The sequence below is a fragment of the uncultured Demequina sp. genome, from assembly GCF_913055775.1.
In the GTDB taxonomy this organism is placed as follows: Bacteria; Actinomycetota; Actinomycetes; order Actinomycetales; family Demequinaceae; genus Demequina.
In genome coordinates this window covers 1-10,988 of sequence record NZ_CAJXJX010000093.1, presented here as the reverse complement: position 1 = coordinate 10,988, position 10,988 = coordinate 1, and the positions used below count along the sequence as shown (strand labels likewise).

At 72.1% G+C, this 10,988-nt stretch carries 8 protein-coding genes and 2 pseudogenes; 5 read left to right on the top strand and 5 right to left on the bottom strand.

Translation table 11 applies throughout. The annotated features are described in order from the left end of the window. Nucleotides 1-35: 35 nt before the first annotated feature. Nucleotides 36-674: pseudogene (locus QZ483_RS09965) on the top strand (aminoglycoside phosphotransferase family protein); the annotation flags it as partial. 263 nt (nt 675-937) lie between these two features. Here QZ483_RS09965 and QZ483_RS09960 read toward each other — a convergent pair. Together QZ483_RS09960 and QZ483_RS09955 are read right to left on the bottom strand one after the other, a co-directional pair. Further along, nucleotides 938-1,804 (bottom strand): annotated as a pseudogene (locus QZ483_RS09960) (Re/Si-specific NAD(P)(+) transhydrogenase subunit alpha); the annotation flags it as partial. Nucleotides 1,805-2,058: 254 nt separating this feature from the next. Continuing rightward, nucleotides 2,059-2,514 (bottom strand): heavy metal-responsive transcriptional regulator, encoded by a 456-nt coding sequence (locus tag QZ483_RS09955; RefSeq protein WP_297083520.1) that lies wholly within the window; start codon nt 2,512-2,514, stop codon nt 2,059-2,061. A gap of 78 nt (nt 2,515-2,592) precedes the next feature. Between QZ483_RS09955 and QZ483_RS09950 the strand changes: the two genes are divergently transcribed. Together QZ483_RS09950 and QZ483_RS09945 are read left to right on the top strand one after the other, a co-directional pair. Further along, on the top strand, nt 2,593-3,297 hold the full coding sequence (locus tag QZ483_RS09950) for an aspartate/glutamate racemase family protein (protein ID WP_297083515.1): 705 nt from the start codon (nt 2,593-2,595) through the stop codon (nt 3,295-3,297). Between the two features lie 192 nt (nt 3,298-3,489). Beyond that, on the top strand, nt 3,490-5,775 hold the full coding sequence (locus QZ483_RS09945) for a phosphotransferase (protein WP_297083512.1): 2,286 nt from the start codon (nt 3,490-3,492) through the stop codon (nt 5,773-5,775). Nucleotide 5,776: 1 nt separating this feature from the next. Here QZ483_RS09945 and QZ483_RS09940 read toward each other — a convergent pair whose 3' ends face one another. Both QZ483_RS09940 and QZ483_RS09935 read right to left on the bottom strand, forming a co-directional pair. After that, nucleotides 5,777-6,769 carry a GNAT family N-acetyltransferase gene (locus QZ483_RS09940; protein ID WP_297083509.1) on the bottom strand — a complete coding sequence of 331 codons (993 nt, stop codon included), beginning with the start codon at nt 6,767-6,769 and terminating at the stop codon, nt 5,777-5,779. Between the two features lie 24 nt (nt 6,770-6,793). Beyond that, nucleotides 6,794-8,284 (bottom strand): deoxyguanosinetriphosphate triphosphohydrolase family protein, encoded by a 1,491-nt coding sequence (locus QZ483_RS09935; RefSeq protein ID WP_297083507.1) that lies wholly within the window; start codon nt 8,282-8,284, stop codon nt 6,794-6,796. Nucleotides 8,285-8,360: 76 nt separating this feature from the next. Here QZ483_RS09935 and QZ483_RS09930 point away from each other — a divergent pair, with 76 nt between their 5' ends. Next, on the top strand, nt 8,361-9,458 hold the full coding sequence (locus QZ483_RS09930) for an LLM class flavin-dependent oxidoreductase (RefSeq protein WP_297083505.1): 1,098 nt from the start codon (nt 8,361-8,363) through the stop codon (nt 9,456-9,458). On the opposite strand, the gene QZ483_RS09925 is transcribed toward QZ483_RS09930, so the two are convergent. Then, on the bottom strand, nt 9,440-10,003 hold the full coding sequence (locus QZ483_RS09925) for a dihydrofolate reductase family protein (RefSeq protein WP_297083503.1): 564 nt from the start codon (nt 10,001-10,003) through the stop codon (nt 9,440-9,442). The two genes, QZ483_RS09930 and QZ483_RS09925, sit on opposite strands and share 19 nt — an antisense overlap. An 84-nt stretch (nt 10,004-10,087) precedes the next feature. Between QZ483_RS09925 and QZ483_RS09920 the strand changes: the two genes are divergently transcribed. Beyond that, a complete protein-coding gene (locus QZ483_RS09920) occupies nt 10,088-10,732 on the top strand; it encodes a dihydrofolate reductase family protein (protein WP_297083501.1) in 645 nt (214 codons plus the stop codon). Nucleotides 10,733-10,988: the final 256 nt, after the last annotated feature.

The following is a 10,988-nucleotide window of genomic DNA, read 5'->3' as shown; positions in this document are numbered from 1 at the left end:
CCTTCATCGCTCGAGGACCATGGGCCGGGGCGGCTGTGGCGCCGCTGGCCGGCGACGCCTCGAACCGCCGGTACCTGCGGCTGACGCATGCCGAGCGCGGCCCGGCGGTGCTGATGGACGCCCCGCCCGAGCGCGGCGAGGATATTGCCCCCTTTCTGGATGTCACCGACCGGCTGCTGGCCGCCGGCTATTCCGCGCCCCGCATACTGGACTCGGACCGCGACCAGGGTTTCCTGCTGCTCGAGGACCTTGGCGACACACTGTTCGCGCGCCATCTGCAGCGCGCGCCGGGCGACGAGCCCGCGCTTTACGCCGCGGCGGTGGCGCTGCTCGCCGACCTGCATCGCCGGCCGGCGGCCGCCGATGGCCTTGCGCCCTATGACCTGCCGACGCTCTGGCGGGAGGCGGCGCTGGTCACGGACTGGTACCTGCCCGGCGCCACGGGGCGCCCGCCCGACGACGACACCGTCGCCGCCTACCGCGCGCTGCTCGAGACCGCCTGCAGCAGGCTGAACGGCGCGCCGCCTGTCTGCGTATTGCGCGACTACCACGCCGAGAACCTGCTCTGGCTGTCGGGTCGCGACGGGCTGGCCCGCGTCGGTGTGCTCGATTACCAGGACGCGCTTGCCGGGCACCCCGCTTACGACCTCGTCTCGCTGCTCGAAGACGCCCGGCGCGACACCACCCCGGCGCTGCGGGAGGCGATGATCGGCGAGTACCTGAGTCTGACCGGGACCGAACCGCACGCCTTCGGGCAGGCCTATGCCGCGCTGGGGGCGCAGCGCAACCTCAAGATCCTGGGCATCTTCGCCCGGCTCTGGCTGCGCGACGGCAAGCCGCAATACCTGGATCTGATGCCGCGCGTCTGGGATCACCTCAAGCGCGACCTGGCGCACCCGGCGCTGTCGGCGCTCAGCACCTGGGTCAGCGAATGCGTGCCGCCGCCCGACGCGGCGAGGTCCACGATGACGGAGCCGGGCTTCATGCCGGCGACCGCCTCCGCGGTGATGGTCGTGGGGGCGGAGCCGCGCACGAGCGCCGTCGTGATGACCACGTCCGCGCCCGCGCACTCCTGGGCGTAGAGCTCCATGGCCGCAGCCTGCTGCTCCTCGGTGAGGGGGCTCGCGTAGCCGTCCGGCGAGATGTCCTGCTGCGCCTGGGGCGCGTGCACGAAGGTCGCTCCCATGGATTCGATCTGCTCGGCGGCCTCGGGGCGGACGTCGAAGGCCCGGACCTGGGCGCCCAGCGACACGGCCGCGCCGATCGCCGCGAGGCCCGCGACGCCGCCGCCGATGACGAAGACCGTCGCGGGAGGGGTTTTGCCCGCCGCGGTGACCTGGCCGGCGAACATGCCGCCGTAGCTCTCCGCGGCCTCGATCACCGCGCGGTACCCGGCGACGTTGGACATCGAGGACAGCACGTCGAGGGCCTGCGCGCGGGAGATGCGCGGCACGGCGTCGAGCGCGAGAGCGGTCACGCCGCGCTCGGCCAGGGCGTCGATGAGCTCCGGCTTCGAGTGCGGCTGCAGGGAGGCCACCACGGTGGACCCGGGGGTGAGCAGAGCGATCTCGTCCTCGTCGGGGGCGTTCACTGCGGTCACGATGTCGCCGCTCCACGCGGCCGCGCGATCGCCGATGCCCGCGCCGGCAGCGACGTAGGCCTCGTCCGGAATGGACGCCTGGGCACCCGCGCCGGCCTGAACCGTCACGTCGAAGCCCAGCTTGATGAGCTGCTTGACGCTGCGGGGGGTCGCGGCCACGAGGCGTTCGCCCGCGCGCGACTCCTGGGGGACTGAGATCAGCATGCTCGCCGGGGCCCTTCGCTCGCCTGGTCCAAGGATCTGCGTCTCAGCCTAGGCCCCTGCCCGGGTGCGCGTCGGGACGCAGGTCCCGAGCGCATCGGCTGCCGCGCGCCGCGCTCTGGCGGTCGATTCTCGCTCATCTACGCCCTTAGACGAGCGAAGTGGGCCCATTTCGCTCGCCTATGCGCGTAGGGGAGCGTCGATCGACCGCGGGGAGAGCGCAGGGCCGATGCGCGGGTGCAGTCAGCAGGCCCCGATCAGTGCGCCCCGACCACCTGGCAGCGGTTGGCGTCGGTGCAAGCGGCGGGGTCGAGCAGGTCCGCCCGCTGGGACAGCGCGAGCAGCTCCGCGCGCGCGGCCTGGAGCGACGCGATCTGCGCGTCGATGTCAGACAGGTGCCGCTGCAGCAGCTCCTGCGTGTGATGACACGTGCCCTCGCCTGAGGCCTTCATGTCGAGGATGGTCCGCGATTCCTTGAGCGTGAGCCCGGCCGCCTGGGCGTCGCGCACGAACCGGAGCCGCTCGAGCGCGTCCGTGTCGTAGTCGCGGTATCCCGAGCCCGTGCGCCCCGGGTCGGGGATGAGCCCGATGGACTCGTAGTAGCGGACGGTCTTCGCCGTCACCCCGGCCTGGTCCGCCAGTTCGCCGATGCGCATGTCGCCTCCCGTGGCCGCGTCGCCGGCCGTCGCGTCACCTGAGCAACGTTCCAGCACACTGGAGTGTTCCGCGAGGCTCCACGCCCGCTCGACCTGGCCCTCGCATCGGCCCTCCGTCCCCTCTACCCTGGGCGCATGCGCACCCAGCCCCGTCGCCTCGGCCTGCTCGGAGGCATCACCTGGCACAGCTCGCTCGAGTTCGAGCGCCAGCTGAACGAGGGCGTGAACGCCCGCCTGGGCGGCTCGAGCGCCGCCGACCTCCTGGTGCGCTCGTACGACTTCCAGCAGATCGCCGATGCGCAGGCGGCCGGGGACTGGGACGGCCTGGGCGCGACGTTCGGCGCCGATGCGCGTGCCCTGCAGGCCGCAGGTGCGGAGGCGATTCTCATCTGTGCCAACACCATGCACAAGGTCGCACCGGCGGTCAGCGCCGCGATCGATGTGCCGCTGATCCACATGCTCGACGCGACGGCGGACGCGATCGCCGCCGCCGGACTCGACACGGTGGCGCTGCTCGGCACCGGCTACACGATGCGCGACCCGTTCTACCGCGACCACATGGCGGCGCGCGGGATCACCGCCGTGGTCCCCGACGAGCCCGTGCTCACCCAGGTCCACGACCTCATCTACGGCTCGCTCGCTCGAGGCATCGTGCCCGAGGGCGCCGGTGCATGGATGCGCGAGGTGTTCCTGGCGCTGCGGGACCGCGGCGCCCAGGGACTGATCTCCGGGTGCACCGAGATCCCCATGGTGCTGACCGCCGGCGACATCGACGAGCCCTACTTTGACTCGGTGGCGCTCCACGTGACCGCCGCGCTCGACTTCGCTCTCGCTGACTAACCGCGCTGGCCGCGGCCGTCGCCGGCAGCGAGCACACCTGCCTCACATCGCTCTAAAAGGGTGAATACGTCGCATTTCGGACCTTCGCCCCAGGGCAGTGATTCTCTTCACATCAGGGTGTCGCGGCCGGTACCGTGAGGGTCACACTGGTGCTGAGCGCGACACCGGGGGAATCGAGCAGCTGAGGCAGACATGGGCGACGCGACGCCGAGGGGGCGTGCCCTGACGCACCGCCACGCACAGGCGGGGGCGTCGGCGCAGCGTGCCCGCATCGCCGCCGCGCGCGTCGTGACCTACGACGCCCAGGACCGCACGCCGGACCAGCGCGCCGCCATGCTCGAGGGCATCGGCCTCACCCGCATCATCTGGGACTGGCGCGAGGAGCACGCCCTGCGCTTCGACGCGGAGATGGACGCGCTCGAGCGGCACGGGATCGACGTCGCCGGGCTGTGGTGCCCCATGCCGCTCGCGGAGCCCGACGGGCCCGATGCTGACGCGGCGCTCGGGATCGTGGACCCCCAGGTGCGCATCCAGGTCGCCGAGCTCGCTCGCCGCGGGATGCGACCGGACCTGTGGACGTGTGTCGAGTTCGGTCAGGAGGGCTCGCCCGCGCGACTCGCCCCGCGCATCCAGCGGGCGCGCGTGCTGCGCGTCGCCAACCACCTCGAGCCGCTCGCGACGCTGGCACGCGAGCACGACATGTGCGTCCTGCTGACCAACCACCTGGGGTGGTTCGGCGAGCCCGGCAACCAGGTCGACGTGATCGACGCGCTCGCGGACCGCGGGCTGACCAACGTGGGGATCGCGTATCAGTTCCAGCACGGGCACGACCACGCGGCACGCTTCGACGCCGTGCTGGACACGATGCTTCCGCACCTCGCGGCGATCGCCCTGTCCGGCATGGACGCCGATGCTATCCAGACCGGGCGCAAGATCCTCCCCTGGGGCGCGGGTCGGCTCGACCGCAAGCTCGCTCACCTCCTCATGGCCTCCGGCTGGGAGGGACAGATCGCCGTCCAGGGTCACAGCGCGGACGATGCGGAGGCCCGCCTGCTCGACTCCCTTGAGGGGATCGAGTGGATGCTCGACCGCTGGCGGGGCGTGAGGCACGCTCGCCCGGTGCCGCGCATCGCGACGCCCGCGTGGCCCGCTCCCGCCGGGGTTCCGGGACCCTACATGGGGATGTCGCTGATGAGCAGGCGCCTGCGCCGTCGCCTCGTGGACGAAGGCCGCATGGCCCCCACTGCGGCACGGGTGCGCACCGCGCCGCCCGAGCCTGCGCCCATCACCCTCCCGCCGGCAGCGGTGCCCGTCACGCCGCCCGCCGAGCTGCCTGCGCGAGGCAAGCGCGGTCGCCGGGCCGGCCTCACCGCGGTGCCGACTCTCCCCACTCCCGCGACCGCCGCATCGGCCGGGAGCGCGCCCTCGGTGCCGTCCGCGCCCGAGGTGCCCGCCGCATCGGCTCCCGCCCCCGGCACCGCCACCCCACCCCGCCGTTCCCGCGGCGGCGCGGCCGGCGCGATGGCTGCGATCCACGCGGCGCGTGAGGAGATCGACCACGCGTCCACTCCGCGCCGACGCAAGGACGATCGCGGCAGCATCTTCGATGTTCCGCGCCGAGGCAAGGCGCCGCAGGAGCCGGCGGCGGCATCGGCGCTGAGCGACCGGACGCTCGACGGCCCGGCCGCTGGCGAGCCCGCGTACCAGCCCTCGGGCACCACGGACTCGGGACAGCTGCCCATGCGCATCGCCCACCGCGACGTCACGCTCGAGGCGCCGGACCCCTACACCGGTGCGATCCACGCGCTCCTCACCCACCTTGAGAGCGTGGGCTTCCGTGGCGCGCCGCGCAGCTTCGGGTGGGACGGCGAGGGTCGTCACCTGGTCGAGTGGGTGGACGGCACCCGCTGCGACCACCCCGAAGCACCCGCTGACGCGCTGGATCCCGTCCGCGTGGGCGCGTTCATGCGCGAGATGCACGACGCCCTCGCCACCTTCGAGCCCCCGGCCGACGCCCAGTGGTTCGAGGGCCTTCCCGGGCCCGGCGGCGATCTCGTCATCCACCAGGACATCGCGCCGTCGAACCTGGTGATCGCGGGCGACGGACGGCTCGTGGCCATCGACTGGGACGCGGCGGCCCCGGGCACCCGGCTGTGGGACATCGCCCATGCGATCCACGCGATCGCGCCGCTGCACGGCGAGGGCTTCGACCTGCCCTCCCAGGCCGCGCGCCTCGCGGGCTTCGCCGACGGCTACGGCCTCACCGAGGACCAGCGCGAAGAGCTGCTGCCGCTGCTGGCCCTGCGGTCCGAGCGGATGTACGAGTACCTCGCGCAGATGCGCGCCACAGGGCAGTCGCCGTGGCTCGAGCTGTGGGAGCGGGGCGTGGGTGCCGTATGGGAGGCGGACGCCAAGTGGATCCGCGACCACGAACCGCAATGGCGCGACGCGCTGCTCGGCGACATCACGGCGGCCTGACTCACCAGCCGGCACGGTCGAGGAGTTCGGCGGCGACGACGACTCGATCCCGATCGCCGGCGTTGTCGACCACCGCGTCGTCGAGGTCCAGGCTGCTGAGGACGGCGTCGAGCTCGACGCTGCGCGCGTGCGCGAAGTCCTCCCACTCGCCCTCGGGCTCCCTGGCGCTCAGCCGGTCGAGCCGCACCTGCTCGGGCGCATCGACGCGGATGATCACGACCTGCGCCGGTCCCGCCTCCGTCGCCGCGAAGGCTCGAGCGTAGCGCTCGCGATCGTCGGCGTCCTCGACGACCCTGGGGATGATCAGGCAGCCGAACCCACGCTCGCGGTAGTGGGGCGCGATCGACGCCAGGTTGTCGAACAGCAGGCCCTGATGGAAGGGGTCCGATGCGGGGCGCGGCTCGGCCTGGCACAGCGAGTCCGCGTCGACGTAGGCGCTGTGAGCGCCGCGCTGCGTGAGGACATCGTGCGCGGCGGCGGCGATCGTGGTCTTGCCCGCGCCCATGGTGCCGTTGACGACCAGGACCCGGGTGCGCAGCGGAAGCGCGAAGCAGCGCGAGTCGGGCTCGTCCCGGTACTCCCCGTAGCCCGGCATCGGGGTCCATCCAAGCGCCTCATACAGCGCCATCGCCTCGGGCTGGCCCGTGCCGGTCTCGAGGATCAGCCGGGTCGCCCCGGCGCGGGCGGCGGCGGTCTGGACCACGCCCATCATCACGCGCGCATGCCCGTGGCCGCGATGCGCGGGATCCACCCACACGCGCTTCACCTCGACGTCGCCGGGACGCGTCTCGGGATACGGCGACCACCGCGCAACCACGGTCGCGACCGCCGTGCCGTCCTCCGCGTAGCCCACCCACGAGCCCACGAGCGTGGGGAAGTGCGTCTCGAGCACGAGGTCGGGCTCGTCGTAGCGCTCGGCGAGGTCGCGCTCCTGCGCCTTCCAGAGCCGATGCGCGTCGGGGTCGTCCGGGCGCACGCGACGAACGGTGATCATGGGTCGATCCTAGGGATCACCGCGTCACAGTCCCTGGCCCGACTCCCACAGTCGCTCGGTCTGGCCGGTGAGCATCGCATCGAGGTGCGTCGCCTGGGCATCCGTGAGCGCCGCGACGTAATCGATGACGCCCCTGCCCAGTGCCCGCTGGCGCAGCTCCGCCTCGTCGACGTCGGGCAGGGCCTCCGGGTGGTCGCGCCGCACGGCGAGGTAGTCCTCGGTCGCGAGATCGACCAGGTCGAGCAGGCGTCGGGGCGCGCGCCGCACGTCGAGCGGATCCTCCAGCCACGCGGCGAAGCCGTCGACCAGCCGCTCGAGCAGGTTGGCCTGTCCTCGCTGGTACACCGCCAGATCGGGGCGGTCGAGGATGAAGCGCTCGTGGAGGAACTTGAGCACCGCGACCTCGTGCCACGCCGTCTGGTCGAGCATGACGTGGCCGGAGCGGTGCGCCGGCTCGCGGTGCACCTCGACCGAAGACTGCAGGTGACGGATCCACCCATCAGTGAAGCGGGCCAGCGCGCGGTCGGCGCCCAGCGAGCCGTCGAACGGCACCGTGAGCAGGCCCTCGACCACCTCCTCGGTGACCTTCGCGACGGCCGCGTCGAACGCATCGGCGTCAGCGATCCACGGGTCACGCTCCTCGAGCCGCCGCCACAGCAGCTCGAGCGAGTGCCCGGGCGCGCGGCTGACGCTGCGCAGCGACCCGGTGTCGAGCGCGCGCAGGTCCGCCCCCTCGCGCCGCCACTCCCGGAACTCGCCCGCGATCGTCGCCTGATTCAGCAGCCCCGCCCGGTAGAAGTCGTCCAGGTCGTGCAGCGAATATGCGATGTCGTCCGCGACGTCCATCACGGAGCACTCGAGCGTCTGCTGCCCCCGGGCGATCGAGGGGTAGGCCACGAAGGCGTCCCAGGCATCGTCCGCGTCGACCACGTACATCGAGAACTTGTGGCTCGCTGCCCCGCGCCGGGTCCCGCCCTGCCCACGCAGCCACGGGTACTTCAGCACCGCCGCGCGGACCGCACGAGTGAGGTTGAGGCCGGCCCCGGAGACGTCGTGCTCGTCGAGACGCGTGAGGATGCGGAACGTCTGGGCGTTGCCCTCGAAGCCCTCGCGCAGGCGGAACCTGTCGCGCGCGAGCCGGTCGAGCGCCCGCTCGCCCAGGTGGCCGAACGGCGGGTGCCCCACGTCGTGCGAGCTCGCCGCGGCCTGCACCACCACGGGGTCGCAGCCGCCCAGCTCGGTGACCAGCTCTCCCAGCGGCCCCTCATCTCGATACAGGTGCATCGCGATGGCCCGCGCGACCGCGGCGACCTTCACCGAGTGGGTGAGGCGGTTGTGCACGGCGAGTCCAGCGCCGGACTGCGAGATGACCTGCGTCACCGCGGACAGGCGCGAAAAGTAGGGCGAGAAGCGGATGCGCTCGAGGTCGACGCGAAAGTCAGGGTGGCGCTCGGCGCGCTGGAACTCGTCGAGGTCTTCTGGAGCGCGTCGGGCGACGCGGGGGTCCGCGGTCATGGGTCCATCCTGTCGCATGGTCCCCTCCCAGGGAACGGAGCAGGAATCGCGCGTACCCGGAAGACGTTCCGCTCCCATGCAGAACATCGGCTTCCTCAGCTTCGGCTGGTTCTCCGGCGCGCCCGGCTCCCAGGTCCGCACCGCAGGCGACCTCATGCACGACACCATCGCCCTCGCGGAGGCAGCAGAGGACGCGGGGATGGACGGCGCGTGGATCCGCGTCCACCACTTCGAGCAGAACACGTCCTCGCCGTTCCCCATCCTCGCCGCCATGGGCGCGCGCACGTCGCGCGTGGAGCTGGGCACCGGCGTCATCAATATGCGCTACGAGAATCCGCTCTACATGGCGGAGGCTGCCGCGACCGCCGACCTCATCGCGGGCGGGCGGCTGCAGCTGGGCGTGAGCCGCGGCTCCCCCGAGCCCGCCGCCGACGGCCCCGGCACGTTCGGCTACCCGCTTCCCGTCGGCAAGCTCCCGGTGGAAGACGCCGCCGAGCGCATCGCCCGCTTCCGCGAGGCGATCTCCGGCGCCGGCATCGCGGAGCCCGGCGCCAACGCCCATGGGCTGCACGGCCAGAAGCTCCCCATCCAGCCCCAGTCGCCGGGCCTGACCGAGCGCATCTGGTACGGCGCCGGCGGCGAGGAGTCCGCGCGCAAGGTGGGCGAGCTGGGCATGAACCTCATGTCATCGACGCTGGTCGAGGGCGGGTCAGGCGAGCCGCTCGGGGTGATCCAGGCCCGCCAGATCGACGCTTTCCGCGAGGCGTGGGAGGCCGCCGGTCATGGCGGCGTGCCCCGGGTGTCGATCTCCCGCTCGATCATGCCCATCATCGACGACGAGACTCGCGCCTCCTTCGGCGGCATGCTCGAGCGCGACCGCATGGGTGCCAACCGCGACCAGGTGGGCACCATCGACAGCTTCATCGCGACGTTCGGCAAGACGTACGTGGGCGAGCTCGACAAGATCGAGGCCGAGCTGCGCGAGGACGACGCCGTGCAGTCAGCAGACACCGTGCTGGTCACCATCCCCAACCAGCTGGGCGCGGACTTCAACCACCGCACCTTCTTCGCCCTCGCGGAGCTGCGTGACCGCCTCAGTGACGCGCATGCGGGACCTGCGCCCGCATCGGCCCTCCGTGGAAAGCCGGGAGAAGGTCACCTCTCCACGCGATAGCGCTGGAAGGTCACGCCGGAGTCGAAGGCCCGACTCTCCGCGAGGGTGAGCGGCACGCGCTGGCCGTCGTTGGCGAAGAACGGGGTTCCGCCACCCACCAGCGCCGGATGGACGAACACCTGGTACTCGTCGATCAGGCCCTGCTCCGCCGCCTGCCGCGCGAGGTCCGCGCCGCCCACCGCGATGTCTCCTTCGCCTGGCTCCTCCCGCAGCCGCGCGATCTCCGCCGCCAGCCCCTCTGTCGCGAGCCGCGCCGGCGCGGCGACCTCGGTCAGGGTGCGCGAGAACACCACCTTGGGCAGTGGGTTCCACAGCGCGGCCCATTCCCGCTCGGCCCCCGTGAACGTCGCCGCGTTGTCCGGGTCCTCCCAATAGAGCATCGTCTCGTGGAGCCGTCGCCCGAGCAGGTGCACGCCCACCGCGCGGATCTCCTCGATGTGGAACGCGAACACCTCGGCGGACGGCTCGGAGAAGTCGAAGGAGCCCGTCGCGTCTATGACGTAGCCGTCGGCGGACATCCCCATGGAGTAGGTCACCCGATGCATGTGCTTGCTCCTCTCCCCGTGACTCGATCGTAGATCCGACCGCGGTGCGATGCTGGGTACGTCCACATCCCCTGAGGAGGCACCATGACTCGCGTACGCGTCGATCTCAACGTCTCGCTCGACGGCTTCATGACCACCACGGACCAGACGCCCGAGAGCCCGTTCGGGGAGGACTGGGGCCGGCTCACCGCGGACTACGTGGCGACGCGAACGTTCCGCGAGCGCGTGCTGCACGACAGCAGCGGCGAGGGAACGACAGGCGTGGACGACGCGTACGCCGCCCGGTACTTCGAAAACCTAGGAGCGGAGATCATGGGTGCGGGCATGTTCGGTCTGCACGAGCATGGCGAGGACCCCGACTGGCGTGGGTGGTGGGGCGACGAGCCGCCGTTCCGCGTGCCGGTCTACGTGCTGACGCACTCACCGCGCCCGACCATCGAATTCGCCAACGGCACCGTGTTCCAGTTCCTCGGCGCCTCCCCAGCAGAGGCGCTCGAGTCCGCGCGCGCGGCGGCCGGCGGTGCAGACGTACGCGTCGGCGGAGGCGCACGCACGGTCCGCGAGTTCCTCACGGCCGGCCTGGTCGACGACCTCCATGTCGCGGTGGTCCCGATTCTCCTGGGCCGGGGCGAGAACCTGTGGTCCGGACTGCGGGGCCTCGAGGACGGCTACACGGTGACCACGGAAGCCGCTGAGAGCGGCGTGGTTCACGTCTCGTTCCGCCGCTAGCAGCCGGCTCTCGCCGGTACGGAGGGCCGATGCGCGGGCCAGGCTTCGTACCCCGGTGCCACGACCGCGGCACCGAACCCTGCCGCCGTTACCGTGGCGACGCCGCCGCGGCCGCCGTCACCGCGTCGGCACGCGGAAGGAGTCGAGGGCGAGCGGGGTCAGCGTTGTCGAGGATGACGTCCGCCTTCTCGCGCGGGCCCACCTCGCGGCGGTAGATGAGCTGGCCGTCGAAGTAGCGGCGCTGGCGGGCGTCCTC

Excerpts from the sequence above, each read along its gene's own strand:
- QZ483_RS09950 (WP_297083515.1), top strand. The coding sequence starts at position 2,593 with ATGCGCACCCAGCCCCGTCGCCTCGGCCTGCTCGGAGGCATCACCTGG.
- QZ483_RS09945 (WP_297083512.1), top strand. The coding sequence starts at position 3,490 with ATGGGCGACGCGACGCCGAGGGGGCGTGCCCTGACGCACCGCCACGCA.
- QZ483_RS09940 (WP_297083509.1), bottom strand. The coding sequence starts at position 6,769 with ATGATCACCGTTCGTCGCGTGCGCCCGGACGACCCCGACGCGCATCGG.
- QZ483_RS09935 (WP_297083507.1), bottom strand. The coding sequence starts at position 8,284 with ATGACCGCGGACCCCCGCGTCGCCCGACGCGCTCCAGAAGACCTCGAC.
- QZ483_RS09930 (WP_297083505.1), top strand. The coding sequence starts at position 8,361 with ATGCAGAACATCGGCTTCCTCAGCTTCGGCTGGTTCTCCGGCGCGCCC.
- QZ483_RS09925 (WP_297083503.1), bottom strand. The coding sequence starts at position 10,003 with ATGCATCGGGTGACCTACTCCATGGGGATGTCCGCCGACGGCTACGTC.
- QZ483_RS09920 (WP_297083501.1), top strand. The coding sequence starts at position 10,088 with ATGACTCGCGTACGCGTCGATCTCAACGTCTCGCTCGACGGCTTCATG.